The organism is Streptomyces sp. NPDC043685, from assembly GCF_056436585.1.
In genome coordinates, this window is the sequence record NZ_JBWKCH010000002.1 from 255,888 (window position 1) to 274,878 (window position 18,991).

Annotated in this window: 12 protein-coding genes; 7 read left to right on the forward strand and 5 right to left on the reverse strand. The window is 71.6% G+C overall.

Annotated features, from left to right (window positions below; translation table 11 throughout):
- Positions 1-11: 11 nt before the first annotated feature.
- Positions 12-1,169, forward strand: a complete 1,158-nt coding sequence (locus tag AC0665_RS05915; RefSeq protein WP_030241240.1) for an acyl-CoA dehydrogenase family protein — start codon at positions 12-14, stop codon at positions 1,167-1,169.
- Between the two features lie 45 nt (positions 1,170-1,214).
- Positions 1,215-2,096 carry an acyl-CoA thioesterase gene (locus tag AC0665_RS05920; RefSeq protein WP_468409413.1) on the forward strand — a complete coding sequence of 294 codons (882 nt, stop codon included), beginning with the start codon at positions 1,215-1,217 and terminating at the stop codon, positions 2,094-2,096.
- On the opposite strand, the gene AC0665_RS05925 is transcribed toward AC0665_RS05920, so the two are convergent.
- Positions 2,089-2,877, reverse strand: a complete 789-nt coding sequence (locus AC0665_RS05925; RefSeq protein ID WP_468409411.1) for a phosphatase — start codon at positions 2,875-2,877, stop codon at positions 2,089-2,091. The genes AC0665_RS05920 and AC0665_RS05925 overlap by 8 nt on opposite strands.
- Before the next feature lie 182 nt (positions 2,878-3,059).
- A complete protein-coding gene (locus AC0665_RS05930; RefSeq protein ID WP_478704494.1) occupies positions 3,060-4,982 on the reverse strand; it encodes a helix-turn-helix domain-containing protein in 1,923 nt (640 codons plus the stop codon).
- A 202-nt stretch (positions 4,983-5,184) separates the two neighbouring features.
- On the opposite strand from AC0665_RS05930, the gene speB reads away from it, so the two are divergent.
- Both speB and AC0665_RS05940 read left to right on the forward strand, forming a co-directional pair.
- Positions 5,185-6,165 carry an agmatinase gene (gene speB / locus AC0665_RS05935; protein WP_478704495.1) on the forward strand — a complete coding sequence of 327 codons (981 nt, stop codon included), beginning with the start codon at positions 5,185-5,187 and terminating at the stop codon, positions 6,163-6,165.
- Positions 6,162-7,847, forward strand: a complete 1,686-nt coding sequence (locus AC0665_RS05940; protein WP_478602071.1) for a thiamine pyrophosphate-binding protein — start codon at positions 6,162-6,164, stop codon at positions 7,845-7,847. The genes speB and AC0665_RS05940 overlap by 4 nt, the downstream gene beginning before the upstream one ends.
- Before the next feature lie 16 nt (positions 7,848-7,863).
- Here AC0665_RS05940 and AC0665_RS05945 read toward each other — a convergent pair whose 3' ends face one another.
- A complete protein-coding gene (locus tag AC0665_RS05945) occupies positions 7,864-8,466 on the reverse strand; it encodes a hypothetical protein (RefSeq protein WP_478704496.1) in 603 nt (200 codons plus the stop codon).
- A gap of 214 nt (positions 8,467-8,680) precedes the next feature.
- The gene (locus tag AC0665_RS05950) at positions 8,681-9,334 is read right to left on the reverse strand and encodes a DUF7691 family protein (protein ID WP_478602075.1); all 654 of its coding nucleotides are present in this window, start codon (positions 9,332-9,334) and stop codon (positions 8,681-8,683) included.
- A 678-nt stretch (positions 9,335-10,012) separates the two neighbouring features.
- On the opposite strand from AC0665_RS05950, the gene AC0665_RS05955 reads away from it, so the two are divergent.
- Positions 10,013-10,864: a serine hydrolase gene (locus tag AC0665_RS05955; protein WP_478602077.1), complete on the forward strand. Its 852-nt coding sequence runs from the start codon at positions 10,013-10,015 to the stop codon at positions 10,862-10,864.
- Positions 10,865-11,011: 147 nt separating this feature from the next.
- Here AC0665_RS05955 and AC0665_RS05960 read toward each other — a convergent pair whose 3' ends face one another.
- Complete coding sequence (locus AC0665_RS05960; RefSeq protein ID WP_468633472.1) at positions 11,012-11,170, reverse strand: hypothetical protein; 159 nt, start codon at positions 11,168-11,170, stop codon at positions 11,012-11,014.
- Positions 11,171-11,383: 213 nt separating this feature from the next.
- On the opposite strand from AC0665_RS05960, the gene AC0665_RS05965 reads away from it, so the two are divergent.
- Both AC0665_RS05965 and AC0665_RS05970 read left to right on the forward strand, forming a co-directional pair.
- Entirely contained in the window at positions 11,384-15,094 is a 3,711-nt protein-coding gene (locus tag AC0665_RS05965) for a hypothetical protein (protein ID WP_478704497.1), read from the forward strand.
- A gap of 176 nt (positions 15,095-15,270) precedes the next feature.
- Entirely contained in the window at positions 15,271-18,990 is a 3,720-nt protein-coding gene (locus AC0665_RS05970; protein WP_478704498.1) for an ABC transporter ATP-binding protein, read from the forward strand.
- Position 18,991: the final 1 nt, after the last annotated feature.

Sequence of the window (18,991 nt, forward strand, 5' to 3'; positions counted from 1 at the left end):
GAGGTGGCGGCGTGCGCCGTACGGTTTTCAACGAGGATCACGAGGCGTTCCGGGAGACCCTTCGCGCCTTCATCGAGGCCGAAGTCGTACCGGTGTACGACGAGTGGTTCGCGGCGGGCCAGGCGCCCCGCGACTTCTACTACAAGCTCGGTGAGCTGGGCATCTTCGGCATCAACGTGCCCGAGGAGTTCGGCGGCGCGGGCCTGGAGAGCCACAAGTTCGAGGCCGTGCTGTACGAGGAGACCGCTCGCGCCGGTGTCCAGTTCGGCGGCTCCGGTGTGCACGTGCTGCTCGCGCTGCCCTACATCAAGATGCTGGCGACGGACGAGCAGAAGAAGCGCTACCTGCCGAAGTTCGTCACCGGCGAGGAGATGTGGGCCATCGCGATGACGGAGCCGGGCACCGGTTCCGACCTCGCGGGCATGAAGTCCACCGCCAAGCTCAGCGAGGACGGCACGCACTACGTCCTCAACGGCGCCAAGACCTTCATCACCGGCGGCGTGCACGCCGACCGTGTGATCGTCTGCGCCCGCACCTCGGCCCCGACCGCCGAGGACCGCCGTCACGGCATCTCCCTGTTCGCCGTGGACACCAAGTCCGAGGGCTACTCCGTCGGCCGCAAGCTCGACAAGCTCGGCCTGAAGACCTCCGACACCGCCGAGCTGGCGTTCGTCGACGTCAAGGTGCCCGTCGAGGACCTCCTCGGCGAGGAGAACAAGGGCTTCTACTACCTCGGCCACAACCTGGCCTCCGAGCGCTGGGGCATCGCCTTCGGCGCCTACGCCCAGGCCAAGGCCGCCGTCCGGTTCGCCAAGCAGTACGTGCAGGAGCGCACCGTCTTCGGCAAGCCGGTCGCGCACTTCCAGAACACCAAGTTCGAGCTGGCCGCCTGCCAGGCCGAGGTGGACGCCGCCGAGGCCGTCGCCGACCGCGCGACCGAGGCCCTGGACGCCGGTGAGCTCACCCCCGCCGAGGCTGCCTCCGCGAAGCTGTTCTGCACCGAGGTCGCCCACCGCGTGATCGACCGCTGCCTCCAGCTGCACGGCGGCTACGGCTACATGAACGAGTACCCGATCGCCCGCCTGTACGCGGACAACCGCGTCAACCGCATCTACGGCGGCACCAGCGAGATCATGAAGTCGATCATCGCCAAGGACATGGGCCTGTAAGGCCCCCGACACCGGCACGCGATCACTGGCCGGTACAACTACCTCATGAGCCAGGCACTTCAGGACCTCCTCGATCTGCTCGACCTGGAGCAGATCGAGGAGGACATCTTCCGCGGCCGGTCCCGGTCCGCCGTCGTCCCCCGCGTCTTCGGCGGACAGGTCGCGGCCCAGGCACTCGTCGCCGCCGGGCGGACGGTCCCCGCCGACCGGCCCGCGCACTCACTGCACGCGTACTTCCTGCGTCCCGGAGACCCCGGCGCGCCCATCGTCTACACCGTCGACCGGATCCGCGACGGCCGCTCCTTCACCACCCGCAGGGTCGTCGCCGTCCAGCACGGCAAGCCGATCTTCCACCTCTCGGCGTCCTTCCAGACGTACGAGGACGGGCTGGACCACCAGGAGCCGATGCCCGCCTCGCCCGACCCCGAGACCCTCCCGACCGGCGAGGAGCGGCTGCGCGCGTACGGGCACCTCGACCCCGTCGTGGTGGAGAAGTTCCTCGAGGCCCGCGCCTCCGTCGATCTGCGGTACGTCGACGAGCCGCCGTTCGGCCGCTTCGGGGAGCCGCGCGAGCCGCACTCCCAGGTGTGGTTCCGCACCAACGGCAAACTGGCGGACGACCCGCTGCTGCACGTCGTCCTCGCCACCTACGTCTCCGACATGACCCTGCTCGACTCCGTGCTGCTCGCGCACGGGCGCGGCGGCTGGGCCGTCGGGGACGTCGTGGGGGCCTCGCTCGACCACGCGATGTGGTTCCACCGGCCGTTCCGCGCCGACGAGTGGCTGCTGTACGACCAGGAGTCCCCGTCCGCGTACGGCGGCCGGGGACTGGGGCAGGCGCGGATCTACACGCAGGACGGGCGGCTGGCCATCACCGTGATCCAGGAGGGCGTGGTCCGCGTCCCGCGCGAGCCGGGTTCTAACTGAGGCCCGCCTGCGCCAGCAGGTACGCCGTCATCGGGTCGTAGTGGCGGGGGCTGATCACGTGGTCGTCGAGAGGCACCGTCACCTGCACGGTGCCCTCGGCCTCGGCGATGAAGAGGGCCGGGTCGTTGCAGTCGGCGTAGCCGACGGAGTCCACGCCGTGCTGGCCGGCGTAGCCCGCCCAGCCGTGGTCGGCGACGACCAGGTCGGGCAGCGGGCGGCCCTCGCGCTCCAGGCCCTTCAGGATCGCCTTCATCGGTTCGCCCGAGTGGGTGTGCCACAGGGTCGCGCCGTGCTCCAGGACGGCCACGTCCGCGAACTGCATGACGTAACCCTCTTCGGTCGTCAGCCCGTCCGGGATGACGACGATCTCGCAGCCGGCGGCGCGCAGCGCGGACGCGGTGGCGCGGTGGACGTCGAGGAGGCCGCCGGGGTGGCCGGTGGCAAAGAGGACGCGCTGCTGCCCGTCCGCCGCCTTGCGCAGCCGCCCGGCCATCCGCTCCAGACCGTCGACGGTCAGCTCCGGGTCGATGGTGTCCTGGCCGTACCGGTACTCGGGGTCGTCGTTCACACCGACCCGCTCCGCCATCACCGCGAGGACGTCCTGCTCATCGTTCCAGCGGTCGCCGAGTTCCAGCCCGAACCAGTAGTGGCGGTCGCTGTTCGCCAGCTTGCGGTAGTGGGAGAGGTTGTTCTCGCGGGGGGTGGCGACGTCGCCCGCGATGCGCGTCCTGACGAGGTGTTCGACGAGTTCGGCGCGGCTGGGTGTCCCGGATATCGGCATGGCATCCATTGTGAGGCAGCCGCCGGGGGGCGTCCCTGGCGTATCGCACGCTGGGATGTGCGTCACGTACTCAGCGGGGCCCCGCTCACGTACTCAGCGGAACCGGCCCGCGTACACGGCGGAACCGGCCCGCGTACACGGCGGAACCGGCCCGCGTCCATGGCGGAACCCGGCCCGCGTGCTCAGATCCGGCGCAGCGCGAACCAGAGTTCCATCCGTGCGTCCGGGTCGTCCAGGTCCGTCTCCAGCAGGGCCGCGCAGCGGGCGACACGCTGGCGGACGGTGTTGCGGTGCACGGACAGGGCGACGGCGGTGCGGTCCCAGCTGCCGTGCAGGGAGAGCCAGGTGCGCAGCGTCTCGGTGAGCGTGGGGTGGGCCAGGACGGGGGCGAGGAGCGCGCGGGCGTGGGCCGCCGCCTCGCCGGGCGGCACCAGGTCGGCCAGAGCGGGGCGTGCGCTGTGCCGGAGCAGCGGGACGCGGGTCGCGCGGGCCCGGGCCAGGGCGCGGGCGGCCTGGGTGTCGGCGGCGGGCCAGTCACGCGGTTCCACCGCCGCGCTGACGCCCAGGGTCCAGCCGGGCAGGGGGGCGGCCGGTGCCCGGTCGGCCGGGACCAGGGCCCGTACGACGTCGCCCGCCGGGTCGACCAGGGCGGACCCCAGCACGGCGCCCAGCGCGGAGGCCGCGACGGGGTCGGGGCTGCCGCCCCCTTCCGGCCGGGCCGCGACGACGACCCACGGCCCGTCGCCGAGCAGCGGCGCGACCTCCTCGGGCGGCATGCCCAGCAGCATCCGCACCAGCGCGGAGGACCGGGCGGCCCCGGTGCCGCTCTGCTGCTCCCCGGTGAGCAGCGACAGCAGTACGGAGGCGACGGAGGCGACGGTGTGGTCGCCGGGCGCGCGCCGGGCGATGGCGACCCCGAGCACGAAGTCGTGCCCGGCGCCCAGGCTGTACGCGGCGAGGTGCAGCCCGGCGACGGAGTCGGTGGCCGAGGAGGGGGCCGGGCGGCCGGATTCGGTGGTGGTGGGGGAGGGGGCCGGGCGGGCGGGAGCGCCGGGTGCCGCCGCCGTGGGACGCTCGGGCCGGGCCGGGGTGCCGGGCTCGGGCGGCCGTGGCACGCTCGCGGGTGAGCTGGACCCGGGCTGCGGTGCCGCCCCGGGCGCCGGCGTCGACGGGGCAGGTCGTACGACCTCCGTCAGCCGGGTCAGTGCCGCCCGGGCGTCGTCCCCGGGCATCCGGCCCGCTGTCGCGATCTCCGTGCCCTCCGGGCCGTACAGCACCGCCCAGCCGCCCAGCCGTTGCGCGAGCTGCCGGAGCACCGACGGGACCGGGTCGGGTCGGGACGCGGCGGCGGCGAGGCTCTGCTGCGCCTCGGTGACGTGGCGGAGTTCGGCCAGGCGGGCACTGGCCATCAGCTGCCAGACCGCGCGGGCGACGCCCGAGAAGGTGGTCCGGGGCGGTACCTCCAGCAGCGGCAGGCCGTGGGTCTCGCAGGCCGCGACCAGTGCCTCCGGGACGGTGTCGTGCACCGGGGCCACCCCGAAGCCGAGGGCGGCGCCACCCGCCGCCACGATCCGGGAGACGTAGTCGTCGAAGTAGGAGGCCCCCGGACCTGCCGTCTCCGGACCTGCCGTCTCCGGTCCCGCCGCTGTCTCAGGGCCTGCCGCTGTCCCCGGCCCTGCAGTGCCCGTTCCCGCCGTCCCTGGGGCCGTGCCCGCTCCCGCCCTCCCTGGGCCCGTTTCCGAGCCCGCCGTCCCGGGGCTTGCCGCAAACGGTCCCGCCACTCCCGAGCCCGCCGTCCCCGGGCCAGCCGTCCCCGGGCCAGCCGTCCCCGGGCCAGCCGTCCCCGGGCCAGCCGTCCCCGGGCCAGCCGTCCCCGGGCCCGCCACCGTCCCCGGGCCCGCCCCGGGGATGTGCACGCCGGCGCTGAGCAGCAGCTCCCCGCCCAGCAGATACGGATACGGGTCCGCCATCTCCGAGGTGTGCACCCAGTGGACGACGACACCCTCGGCGGGCGGCCCCGCGAGCTGCCGCAGGCCCAGGTCCTCCCGGTCCAGCAGCGCGGTCAGCGGGACGGGGGGAGTGGGTGGCACCGCCGGGTCCGACATGGTGTGCGTTCCCTCCATCCGGACCGGCTCGAATGGATGAAACGTACACTTCGCAGCCGCTCTCCGGCCACCTAGGGTCGGGCGCGAGCGCCTCGGCGGGGCGATCACCCGAACTCGCGTCCGAAGCGGTTCCGGCGCCCCAGTAAAGTCGTACGGCAAGCAGTACATACGCGATGAAGCGTAAGAAAGAAGGCATTACCTCATGAGCAGCAACGAGACCCCGCGCGGGCCCGTCGACTCCTCCCGCGTCCCGCGGTACGCCGGTCCCGCGACCTTCGCCCGGCTGCCCCGGCTGGACGAGGTCGGCCGGGCCGATGTGGCCGTGGTCGGCGTGCCGTTCGACTCCGGTGTCTCGTACCGGCCGGGCGCCCGCTTCGGCGGCAACGCGATCCGCGAGGCGTCCCGGCTGCTGCGCCCGTACAACCCGGCGCAGGACGCCTCCCCCTTCGCCCTCGCCCAGGTCGCGGACGGCGGCGACATCGCCGTGAACCCGTTCAACATCAACGAGGCCGTGGAGACCGTCGAGGCCGCCGCGGACGACCTGCTCGGCACCGGCGCCCGGCTGATGACCCTCGGCGGCGACCACACCATCGCGCTGCCCCTGCTGCGCTCGGTCGCGAAGAAGCACGGCCCCGTCGCCCTGCTGCACTTCGACGCCCACCTCGACACCTGGGACACCTACTTCGGCGCCGAGTACACGCACGGCACCCCGTTCCGCCGCGCGGTCGAGGAAGGCATCCTCGACACCTCCGCCCTGTCCCACGTCGGCACCCGCGGCCCGCTGTACGGCAAGCAGGACCTCACCGACGACGAGAAGATGGGCTTCGGCATCGTCACCTCGGCGGACGTCTACCGGCGCGGCGCCGACGAGGTCGCCGACCAGCTCCGCCAGCGCATCGGCGACCGGCCGCTGTACATCTCCATCGACATCGACTGCCTCGACCCGGCCCACGCCCCGGGCACCGGCACCCCCGAGGCCGGCGGCATGACCTCCCGCGAACTGCTGGAGATCCTTCGCGGCCTGGCATCCTGCAACCTGGTGTCGGCCGACGTCGTCGAGGTGGCCCCCGCGTACGACCACGCGGAGATCACGTCGGTGGCGGCCTCCCACACCGCCTACGAACTGACCACGATCATGTCGCGCCAGATCGCCGTGGCCCGGAAGGACTCGGAAGCCAAGTGACCCACGACCACGACCTGGTGCTCCGCCCCACGCCCGCCCAGACGGAGGCCGCTCTGAACCCTCCTCCCGGCCGCACCGGCGGAGACCTGGTCGTGGAGACGCTGGCCGGTCTCGGCGCGACGACCGTCTTCGGCCTGCCCGGCCAGCACGCCCTCGGCCTGTTCGACGCGCTGCGCCGCTCGGACCTGAGGTACATCGGCCTGCGGGTGGAGAACAACGCCGGGTTCGCGGCGGACGCCTACGGCCGGATCACCGGAGAGGCCGCGCCGCTGCTGCTGTCGACCGGGCCGGGCGCCCTGACCTCGCTGCCCGCGCTCCAGGAGGCGGCGGCCGCCTCCGCGCCCGTACTGGCGATCAGCAGCCAGATCCCGGTGGCGGGCCTCGGCGGCGGCCGGCACGGCTATCTTCACGAACTCCCGGACCAGGCCGCCTCGTTCCGGGGCGTGGTCAAGTCCGTCCACACCGTGCGCAGCCAGTCGCAGATCCCCTCCGCGATCGAGGCGGCCTGGAAGTCGGCGCTGAGCGCCCCGCACGGCCCGGTGTGGGTGGAGATCCCGCAGGACGTGCTGCTCGCCGGGACGGCGATCCCCGTCGTCACCGGCGGCGACGCCTTCCCCGAGGAACTGGTGCCGCGCCCCGAACTGACCGCCGTCGCCGCCGACCTGCTGTCCAAGGCTGCCCGTCCGGCGATCATCGCGGGCGGCGGAGTGGTCCGGGCGGACGCCTCCGGCAAACTGAGGCAACTGGCGGAGCGGCTTCAGGCGCCCGTCGTCACCACCCCCGGCGGCAAGGGCGCGTTCCCCTGGAACCACCCGCTCTCCCTGCAGTCCTGGATCGAGGACCGGCACACCACCGACTTCCTCGAGGACGCCGACGTGCTCCTGGTCGTCGGCTCGGGCCTCGGCGAACTCTCCTCGAACTACCACACGTTCAAGCCGCGCGGCCGGATCGTGCAGATCGAGGCCGACCTAGGCAAGCTGGAGTCCAACCACCCGGCGCTGGGCATCCACGCGGACGCCCGGCCGGCGTTGCAGGCCCTGCTGGAGACGGTGTCGGTTCGGGAGGACGCGACGGCGGCGGACCGGGTCCGGGAGCTGCTCGCGAAGGTCGCCGACCGCATCGCGTCCCAGGAACTCACCCTCGAACAGGACGTGCTGGCCGCCGTCCGCAGGGCGCTCCCGGCCGACTCCCCGTCCTTCTGGGACATGACGATCCTCGCCTACTGGGCCTGGTCGGCGTTCGACGCCAAGGGCCCCAACCACATGCACTCCGCCCAGGGCGCGGGCGGCCTCGGCTACGCCTTCCCGGCGGCCCTGGGCGCGGCGGCGGCCGACCCGACCCGGCCGGTCCTCGCCGTCTCCGGCGACGGCGGGGCCCTGTACTCCGTCGCCGAGCTGGCGACGGCCCGCCAGTACGGCCTGAACGTCACCTGGCTGATCGTCGACGACGGCGGTTACGGCATCCTGCGCGAGTACATGAACGACGCGTTCGGCGAGGCGACCGCGACGGAACTGACCCGGCCCGACTTCGTGGCCCTCGCCGAGTCCTTCGGTGTCCCCGGGGTGCGGACGACCCCGGAGACCCTGGAGCAGGACCTCGCCAAGGCGCTTGCGGCGCCCGGGCCTTCGGTGGTCCTGCTCCCGGCCGTGCTGCGGATGTTCGCGCCGACGCACCTGGGGTGAGCGCCGGCCGGACCGGCTAGAGGCCGTCGCGGACCATCGCGGCGACGATGTGGACGTGACGGTCGGCCGCCGTACCCGACCACTCGTTGTCGTAGTTCAGGCCGTAGGGCCAGAAGTGGCCGCCGCCGGTGGAGATCTTGGCGCCGGAGCCGTCGTACTGCCTGACGAGCGCGGTGGCCTGGCCGCCGGTCCAGGTGCCGCCCCCGCCGAGCCGGGACCAGCCCGCGCTGGTCCCCACGCCGATGGTGTGGGCGATCTCGTGCAGGGCCGTCCGCTCGTTCATGTAGCTGCGGTTGCTGCCGAAGCGGATGGTGCCGTTGATGTTGCCGTCGGCGGTGGGGACGCCCGGCTCGTAGCGGACGGTGAGGGTCTTGCCCAGGTCGCTGAGGTTGTTGTAGCGGGCCACCGCCGCGTTCATCGCCTTGGTGATGAGGTCGTAGGCCGACCTCTGATCCGCCGTGGGGTTGGCGGCCCGGACGAGGGACCAGGTGATGGTGGCCGCCGCGGCGCGCTCCCGGGCCGGGGCGGGCGGGGCCTGTGCGACGGCGGCTTGCGCGATGCCGGGCCCGGCCAGCAGGGCGGCGGTCAGGGCGGCTACGAGTGCCTTGCGTGGACTCATGTGCGGATCCTCCTGTGGGGGGTGGCCGTCACGAAACTTGCGAAACTTCGCACGGCGTTCGGGATCTCGGACATGCGGCCCTGCCGTTCGCACAAAGTCCTTGTCTGACGCGGCAGTTGGCGCGCTGTCGACCGCAAGTATCCCGGTGGGAAAGTCGGCGTCAAGAGGTCCGGCAGGGGTCTGCGAGGTCAGCCCGCGAGGTCAGCCCGCGAGGTCAGTGGAACCAGAAGAGCAGCGTGTCAGGATTCGTCCCCCGCGCCCGCGCGCTCTCCCACTCCTCCGCCTCGACCCGCAGGGCGTCGGCGAACCGGCGTGCCGGGCCACGGAATTCGGGGTCGAGACGGTCGAGCACGCGCGTGTAGGCGTCGGCGAGGGCGGCGGCCCGCTGGGCCGGCAGCGTGCCGATCGCGGGCACCGCGTCGCCGGGGTGGGGCAGTCGCAGCGGCGGGCCGCCGAACAGGAACGTGCCGGGGAGCAGGTCGGACGGCACACCGTACCGGGCCAGTTCGTCGTCCATGGCGTGGAACCAGGACGGGCGGCGCCAGGCGCCGAGGTCGGTGGGGTCGGAGAAGTGCGCCGCGACGGCCTGGTAGAAGGCGTAGCTGTAGGCGGGGCACCGGTCGGCGCTCGGGGTGCCCTCGATGAGTTCGTCCAGGGCTCGGCTGATGGAGACGTCGAGGTCGATGCCCTGTTCCCGGAAGCGGGCGTCGGTCCGCTCGCACTCCCTGCGCACCCGGGCCAGCGTGCGCTCCTGCTGTTCGGTCCGCTCCACCGCCGTGAGCAGCCGCACCACCTTTCTCATGTCGCCGGTGCTCATCTCCAGGCAATAGCCCACCGTTCCGCTTCCCTTCACCAGTTCGCCCGACACCGGTGTACATGATCCGGGACGCGGGAACGGCCCCGGACCTGGAAGTCGGGGGCCGTTCGATCGTGCGGGGTTATGGGGATCAGCTGACATCGGACGGGTCGAGACGGTAGACCGCCGATTGACCGGACAGACCGGACTGGCTCGACGGGCTTGATTGGCTCGACCGCGTCGAGGATCCCGAGCCGGAAGTCCCGCCTTAGGCGCTCTCCTTCACCACCGTGCCGTGCTGGCGTACCCACACCGTGACCTCGGAACTGACGCCGGAGCCGCCGCCCGGGCCGCCGCCGACCTGGATGTAGTGCAGTTCGCAGTTCGCCCTTCCTCACCAGCTCCTTGAGCCTGGCGAACGTCATCGCCTTGTCGCTGCCGGACCAGCCCCACATGTCGGGTTCGTACCGCCCATGCCGCCGCCCGCGCCGGACGACGGAACCGACCAGGCGTACGCGGCCGGACCAGCCACCGCCGCGACCACGGCGGCCGCCACCGACACCGCCAGCAGCCGCAGCCGCCGTGTCGAGCCGCCGGAGCGGAAGGCGAGCAGGGTGGGCAGCCTCGATGGGAGGTCGCTGTGCCGGAGCTTGCCGCCGCCTGTGAAAGCCGGCCGGCCTCCGATAACGACTCGTACAAGCCTTCCCCTGTCCTACAACCATTCGCCCGTGCCCGGGAGTCATGTGATGCATGACTTCTGGGATATCCCGCCGCGCGAGAGTGCTCGCCGTGGCCGTGGGTACGGGCGTCCTCGTGCCGCTCGTCGCTGCCGCCACGCCTGCCGCCGCCGCCCCTCCGGCCGTGACCTGCACGTCCTCCGACGCCGGGCTCGCCACCAAGCTGAAGAAGGACATCACCGCCGCGCTCGCCACCCGCAAGGGCACGGTCGCCGTCGGCCTCCACGACCGCAGCACCAACACCACCTGCACCCTGCGCGCGAGCTCCGCCTACGACTCGGCCAGCGTCGTCAAGGTCACCGTCCTCGCCGCGCTGCTGTGGGACGCGAAGAAATCGAACCGGTACCTCACCGACCGCGAGCACACCCTCGCCAAGGCGATGATCACCAAGTCGGACAACGCGGCGACCTCCACCCTGTGGAAGCAGCTCGGCATGACGAAGATCAAGAACTTCCTCGCGGCCGCCGGCATGACGCAGACCAAGCCCGGAGCGAACGGCTACTGGGGCCTGACCCAGATCACCGTCAACGACGAGCAGAAGCTGCTCAAGCTCCTCACCGCCAAGAACGCGGTCCTGAGCGACAACTCCCGGACCTACATCCTCAAGCTGATGGGCCAGGTCGTCTCCTCCCAGCGCTGGGGCACGCCGTACGGAGTGCCCTCGGGCGTCACCGTGGCCGTCAAGAACGGCTGGCTGCAACGTTCCAGCAACGGCTGGCGGGTGCACAGCGTCGGCGCGTTCAAGGGCGGCGGCCACGACTACGTGATGACGGTGCTCACCCACGGCAACAGCACGATGAACTACGGCATCGCCACCATCCAGGCCGTGGCCAAGGTCATCCACAAGGACCTGGCGGCCAGCTGACGGGCGGGACCGCCGGCCCGGTCCCACCGGACCGGCGATTACTCACTCCGCCTTCCGTAGGGCGGGTCGGCGGCGGTCACGTGCCTGACCGCTGTCGGACCCGCCCGGGCGCGGACGTACCACGCCTGCTTCACCCAGAGGTGACGTTCAGTGGGTGCGGATCCACCACTGCACCAGGGCGTACGCAATCGGACCGGACGAGCCGGCCAGACTGAGGGCGACGCGAAGCGCCGCCCGGTACAGCAGACTTCGTGGAACCCGGCGGGCACGTGGGGCATCGGTGTCACGGTTGGTGTGGTCGGTCATGGAGCAGTCTCCTGATCACCGTGGGAGTCGGATCGGACCGCCGGGCCCGGCGTTGCTGCGACTCTCGCCTCCGCCGGCGGACGGTGTCCTCGATCGCGGGTGCGGCGGGCGGAGCGCGGGCTACGCTGCCGGTCAGACCCATCTCCGGCCGATGGACGCCGCGCCCGCCGCGGGCACGAGCGGGCTGGAGCGGCGAGGGAAGGGGCGGCCCGGGTGGGAGCCCAGAAGCGGGAGTTACACGCGCGGCTGCGCGGGCTGCGCGAGAGAGCCGAAACTGCCCGCAAGGCCGCGGCCAAGTCCGCCAGTCAGGCAGTTCTGCAGCGCACGGTGCGTTCGAGCGGCCTGCCGGGAGCGCAAGACTTCAACGGGAAGCGGACCAGTGACTGGGCGCCCGAAGAGGTCGAACGGTTCAAGGTGCCCGGGTCCGACAGCGACGACGCGCTCATCGCGTTGATCCACGTGTGGTCGCGGTGGGCGGGCGAGCCGCCGGACGAGCGTTGGTGGCGCCGGCAGGTGGAGCTGGCTCGGCGGGAACAGGCGAGTGAACGCCCCGGCGGGCCGGCCTGGAAAGTGCGGGCCGAGCAGTCCATGTATTGGTGGCAGGTTCGGCGTATTGCCCCGAAGCAGTTACTGGACCGTGAAGACGAGCTGGCCGAACTAGCCCGTTTCTGCACTGCCGAGGACTCTTCGTCCTACAGCTGGTGGCGGGCGCCCAAGTGGTCCGGCAAGACCGCGTTGATGGCGTGGTTCGCGCTGCATCCGCCGCCTGATGTCCAGGTGGTGCCCTTCTTCGTGACCGCACGTTATGCAGCCCAGAACGACCGCACTGCCTTCACCGAGATAGTGATGGGCCAGTTGGCTGGCTTGCTGGGGGAGGACCTGGTCTCCCAGTACCTGACTGACACGGCCCGCGAGCCGTACTACCTGGATCTGCTGGACCGTGCGGCCGCACTGTGCGGTGAGTCCGGAACGCGCTTGGTGCTGCTGGTCGACGGCCTCGACGAGGACCGAGGCGTGACCAGCAGGCCGGATGCGCACAGCATCGCCGCCCTGCTGCCCGACCCGGTGCCGGCCAATCTCCGCATCCTGGTCGCGAGCCGCAACAACCCCCCGCCCCCTGACGATGTGCCGAGAAGACATCCGCTGTACGACCCGTCGATCATCCGCATCCTGGGCACTTCACGGCACGCGCATGACATCCAGGGCGACCTCGAGCGGGAACTGAAACGCCTGCTGAACGGCAGCCAGTTGGAGCAGGATCTGCTGGGATTGATCACGGCGGCGGGCGGTGGTCTGAGCGCAGCGGATCTCTCGGAACTCGTTGACGTGAGCGCCTGGACGGTGAGGAACCACCTGCACACGGTGGCCGGACGAACCTTCGAGCCGCGCGAGAGCCGGTGGCGTCCGCATGATGGGCACGAGGTCTACATCCTGGGCCACGAAGAACTCCAGGTCACTGCGGAGCAGGCCTTCGGCACGTCGCTGAGGCGCTACCACGACCGGCTCCACACCTGGGCCGACGGCTACCGTCTGCGTTCGTGGCCCCAAAACACACCCGAATACCTCTTCAGCGGCTACTTCGGGCTGCTGCGCGCTCACGACGACGTGGAGCGGCTCATCGACTTGACGCGCGACGCCGCACGCCACGAACGCATGCTCGACCTCACCGGCAGCGACGCGGCGGCCTTGGCCGAACTCACCACCGTCCGCGACATGATCCTCGACCGCTCGCGTCCCGACACTCATGTCTTGGCCCTGGCTCGGATCGCCGGCCGTCTGGACCGCCTGGAGCACCGCAACGACCGCATTCCGACGAATCTGCCCGCCCTGTGGGCGAAGCTGGGGTACGTCGCCCGCGCTGAGGCCCTCGCCCGCGCGATCAACGACCCTCGGGCGCAGACAGACGCCTTGGTCGCCGTCGCCCAGGTGGTCGCCGTCGGAGACCCGGGTGAAGCGGAGAGCTTCGCCTCCTCCATCGACGACCCCGTACAGCGTCGCAACGTCCTCAACGCGGTGGTGCACACCGTGGCCGCCCACAACCCCTCCCTCGCCGCGGAGATAGCGCGCAGGATCGGTACGCGACTGGAACGCGAGGCGGGAGTGGCCACGACACGCGCCGTCGCGCGGGGCGGTGATCTCGACCGTGCTGAGCACCTGGCCCGCTCCATCGATCATCCGCACTACCGTGACAGAGCGCTGGCCGAACTGGCGCGCGCAGTGGCTGCCACAGATCCCAAACGAGCCGAAAGCTTGGCCGCAGAACTCTTCGACCAGGGCCTCCGGCTGCAAACCTTCAGTCAAGTGGTGCAGGCTCTGGCCGCTGCCGGACACGTCCAGGACGCCGAGCTGCTTGCCCACGCAACGCGTAGGAACATTGCCGGCATCACCGATGCGGTCGTTCGCTCACGGGTCCAGACGGCCTACGGCCACGCTGCCAGCGCGGTGGCGGGAGCCCTGGCAGCAGCCGGTGATCCGGAGCGAGCCCGGCGCTTCGCCAGAGCCAACTCGAAGTCTGCGTTCGCGGGCACCATTCACACTGCGGTCGCCTCCGCGGTGGCGGCCAAAGGAAACCCCGATCTCGCTCAGGAGATCATCGACACCTTCCGGACGAGCGAGGAGAAGTGGCGTGCCTATGCCGAAGTGGCCCGCGCAACGGCCGCCGTAGACCCCGACCAGGCGGAGACCTTCGCCCGTGCCATCACCGAACCCCAGCTCCAGGCCAGGACACTGGCCGAGGTCGCCGGAGCCGTGGCTGCCTCAAGCGATCCCGAGCGGGCCACCGCCCTCGCGGAAGCGATAGAGGACACAGAGGCCAAGGCCCAGGCTCTGATCGGCGTGGCATCGGCGATGACCACAACCGGCGACACCGAGACGGCCGAGAGACTGGCTCGCAACGTTGAAGCTCTCGTGCGCACGGTCACTCCTCCCCAAGCGCACGCGCTGTTGGCCATGACCAGGGCAGTGGCCGCCGCCGGAGACATGGATCTGGCGGAAGCTCTGGCGAACACCATGGGTCTGCCCCGGGAACGCGGCGAAGCCCTGATCGCCGTAGCAGCTGCACGGGCAGCGGCGGGAGAGATCGACCGCGCCATGGTCCTCGTCGACTCCATCGCATACGCGGATCACCGGGGCGAGGCGCACATTGCGGCGGCTGCGGCCGCAGCCGCCAAGGAACCCGAGCGCTCACTGGAACTGGTGCGCTCCCTCGGCGAGCCATGGCGCCGGTATGAAGCTCTGATCGAAGTGATCCGGAAAATGACACCCCACGACCCGTCCCGGGCACAGCGGCTGGTCGATCAACTGCCTTTCACCGATCTCAAGGCCGAGGCGATGGCCGTCCTGGTGGAGGAACTGGCCCCTGTGGACCTTGCCCACGCTCGCTCTCTGAGCGCGACACTGGACGATCTGGCCTGTGCGACCCACGACAGAGCCCGTCGCAGCCCGGCGCTGATCGCAGCGGCACGCGCTGCCTCCGCCACCGGAGACATCGATCGTGCCGAGACCGTGGCCGGGCTCATCACCAACCTCAAACAACGGTGGCAGGCGTTGGTATGGGTCGCCCGAGCCGCGGCCAGGGCAGGACGGACAAGCCGTGCCCTGAAGATCGTCGACACGATTGCGCACCCGGCGCTCCACCGGCAGGCCATGATCCAGGTGGCGTGCGGAGCGGCAAGCGCGGGGAAGCTCGATGAGGCAGTGTCCATCGCGCAGGGAATATCCGACCCGCTACAGCAGGCGATCGGGCTGGCAACCGTCGCGTCCGAGACGGACACCGACACCGCGAGAAGTCTGATCACGCCGATCCTGGCGACGTCACATTGGACAACGGCGCTGGTCGCCCTGCCGAAGATCGACGTTGCCGCTCTGGTCGCTCTTGCACACGAGTGGCTCCCCGGACCGACTTCTTCTCCAGGGGGCAGCTGAGGTGAGTGGTCGACGGGTCAGCCCAGCGCACGTCCGGCTGCCCCGAGGCCCGGCCTCCGCACCGTCAGCGCCCGGTCCCACCCGTGAAACCAGCGGCAACTGTTACGGCGGGATGAAATCCGCCCCCTATCGCGTTGGTGCCTTCCGGCAGCTCAGGACGGATGGAAGGCACCGGTGTGACACCGCAACGGGGATGGGCACGGCGGCTGTGGGCCTATGCGTGGCGCCACCCGAAGGACGTCGTACTGGCCCTCGGCTCGTCGCTGGCCGGCATGGCCGTGATGGCCCTGGTCCCGCTGATCACCAAGGTGATCATCGACGACGTCATCGGCGGACACACCAGGGACATGACCACCTGGGCCGGGCTGCTCATCGCCGCCGCGCTGATCGTCTACGTGCTGACCTACGTCCGCCGCTACTACGGCGGCCGTCTCGCCCTCGACGTCCAGCACGACCTGCGGACGGAGATGTACGACACGATCACCCGGCTGGACGGCCGGCGGCAGGACGAGCTGTCCACCGGCCAGGTCGTCGGCCGTGCCACCAGCGACCTCCAGCTGATCCAGGGCCTGCTCTTCATGCTCCCGATGACCATCGGGAACTTCGCGCTGTTCCTGATCTCCCTGGTCGTCATGGCGTGGCTGTCCGTGCCGCTGACCCTGGTCGCCCTGGCCGTGGCGCCCGCCATCTGGTGGATCGCCAAGCGCAGCCGCACCCGTCTGCACCCCTCCACCTGGTACGCCCAGGCCCAGGCCGCCGCCGTGGCGGGCGTGGTCGACGGTGCCGTCAGCGGCGTACGCGTGGTGAAGGGCTTCGGGCAGGAGGAGCAGGAGACCGGCAAGCTCCGGGAGGTCGGCCGCAGGCTTTTCGCGGGCCGGCTGCGCACCATCCGTCTGAACTCGGTCTACACCCCGGCCCTCCAGGCCGTCCCCGCCCTCGGCCAGGTCGCGATGCTGGCCCTCGGCGGCTGGCTGGCGGTGCGCGGGCACATCACGCTCGGCACGTTCGTCGCGTTCTCCACCTACCTCGCCCAGCTGGTCGGCCCGGTCCGCATGCTCGCGGTGGTCCTCACCGTCGGCCAGCAGGCCCGTGCCGGCACCGAGCGCGTGCTGGAGCTGATCGACACCGAGCCGTCGATCGAGGACGGCCGCAAGGACCTGCCCGCCGACGCCCCCGCGACGGTCGAGTTCGACGACGTCTCCTTCGGCTACGACGACGACCGCCCGGTCCTCGACGGACTGTCCTTCGAGATCCGTCCCGGCGAGACCCTCGCCGTCGTCGGTTCCTCCGGCTCGGGCAAGTCCACGGTGTCCCTGCTGCTGCCGCGCTTCTACGACGTCACCCGCGGAGCCGTGCTGGTCGGCGGCCACGACGTGCGCGAGCTGAGCCTGCGGTCGCTGCGGGCGGCGATCGGCCTGGTCCCGGAGGACTCGTTCCTCTTCTCCGACACCGTCCGCGACAACATCGCGTACGGCCGCCCGGACGCCACGCAGGAGGAGATCGAGAAGGCGGCCCGGGCCGCCCAGGCGGACCGGTTCATCGCCGACCTGCCCGACGGCTACGACACCACCGTCGGCGAGCACGGCCTCACTCTGTCCGGCGGCCAGCGCCAGCGCGTCGCCCTGGCCCGCGCCATCCTCAGCGACCCGCGCCTGCTGGTCCTGGACGACGCCACCTCGGCCGTGGACGCCCGCGTCGAGCACGAGATCCACGAGGCCCTGAAGGGCGTCATGCGGGGCCGCACGACCCTGCTGATCGCCCACCGCCGCTCCACGCTGAACCTCGCCGACCGCATCGCCGTCCTGGACGGCGGCCGCCTCGCCGACATCGGCACCCACGAGGAACTCCAGCAGCGCTCGGCCCTCTACCGGCGCCTGCTCACCGACCCGGACGAGCTGGGCGCCGTCTCCCCGGGGCACGTCCAGCCCGCTTCCCCCCAGGAGGACACCTCCGTACGCGACGAGCTCGACGCCGAGTTCGACGCCGAGCGCGGGGTCACCCCGCGGCTGTGGAGCGGTGACCGCGAGCGTAAGGACACCGCCCTCGCCGAGAGCCCCGCCTCCCCCGAGCTGCTCGCCCAGGTCGAGGCGCTGCCCCCGGCCACCGACGTCCCCGACATCGACGAGGTGCGGGCGGTCCGGCCGGAGGACTCCTACGGTCTGCGCCGCCTGCTGGGCGGCTTCGGGCTCCCGCTGCTGGTCAGCCTGGCCCTGGTCGCCACCGACGCGGGCATGGGCCTGTTGCTGCCCGTGCTGATCCGGCACGGCATCGACTCCGGCGTCACCCAGGCCGCTCTCGGCGCGGTGTGGGCGGCGGCCCTGCTGGGGCTGGGGACGGTCGCGGTGCAGTGGGCGGCCCAGGTCGGCGAGACCCGGATGACCGGCCGCACCGGCGAGCGCGTGCTGTACTCGCTCCGGCTCAAGATCTTCTCCCAGCTCCAGCGCCTCGGGCTCGACTACTACGAGCGGGAGCTGACCGGGCGGATCATGACCCGGATGACGACCGACGTCGACGCGCTGTCTACGTTCCTCCAGACGGGCCTGGTCACGGCCTTCGTCTCGGTCGTCACCTTCTTCGGCATCATGGTCGCGCTGCTGGTGATCGACGTGGAGCTGGCGCTGGTCGTCTTCGCGACGCTGCCGCCGCTGATCATCGCCACGTACTTCTTCCGCCGGGCGAGCGTGAAGGCGTACGAGCTCGCCCGCGAGCGCGTGTCGGTCGTCAACGCCGATCTCCAGGAGTCGGTGTCCGGGCTGCGGATCGTGCAGGCCTTCCGGCGCGAGCGGGACGGCGGGCGGCGGTTCGCCGAGCACAGTGCCGACTACCGCCAGGCGCGCATCCGGGGCCAGTGGCTGATCTCCGTGTACTTCCCCTTCGTGCAGTTCCTGTCGTCGGTGGCCGCGGCGGCCGTGCTGATCGTGGGCGGGGCCCGGGTCGACGACGGGACGCTGGCGATCGGGTCGCTGGTGGCCTACCTGCTCTACATCGACCTGTTCTTCGCGCCCGTGCAGCAGCTCTCCCAGGTCTTCGACGGCTACCAGCAGGCGACCGTCTCGCTGGGCCGCATCCAGGAGCTGCTGCGGGAGCCGACGTCGACCAAGTCCGCCGCCGATCCGGTCGAGGTCACGTCCCTGCGCGGTGAGATCGCCTTCGAGGACGTGCACTTCGCCTACGGCGACGACGAGGAAGCTTTGGGCGGGGTCGACCTGCGCATCCCCGCCGGGCAGACCGTCGCGTTCGTCGGCGAGACCGGCGCCGGCAAGTCCACCCTCGTCAAGCTCGTCGCCCGCTTCTACGACCCGACCGGGGGTCGCGTCACCGTCGACGGGACCGACCTGCGGGAGCTGGACCTCACCTCGTACCGGCACCGTCTCGGTGTCGTCCCGCAGGAGGCGTACCTCTTCCAGGGCACGGTCCGTGACGCCATCGCCTACGGCCGTCCCGACGCCACCGACGCCGAGGTCGAGGCGGCGGCCCGGGCGGTCGGCGCCCACGACATGATCGCCACCCTGGAGGGCGGCTACCTCCACGAGGTCGCCGAGCGGGGCCGCAACCTGTCCGCCGGGCAGCGCCAGCTGATCGCGCTGGCCCGCGCCGAGCTGGTCGACCCGGACGTGCTGCTGCTCGACGAGGCCACGGCCGCCCTCGACCTGGCCACGGAGGCCCAGGTCAACCAGGCCACCGACCGCATCGCGGGCCGCCGCACCACCCTGGTCGTCGCCCACCGCCTCACCACCGCCGCCCGCGCCGACCGGGTCGTCGTCATGGACCACGGCCGGGTCGCCGAGGACGGCACGCACGAGGAGCTGCTCGCCCGCGGCGGCCGGTACGCCGAGCTGTGGCGGACGTTCGTCGGCGCCGCCGAGCCGGAGGAGCCGGTCGGCGCGTCCCGCTGAC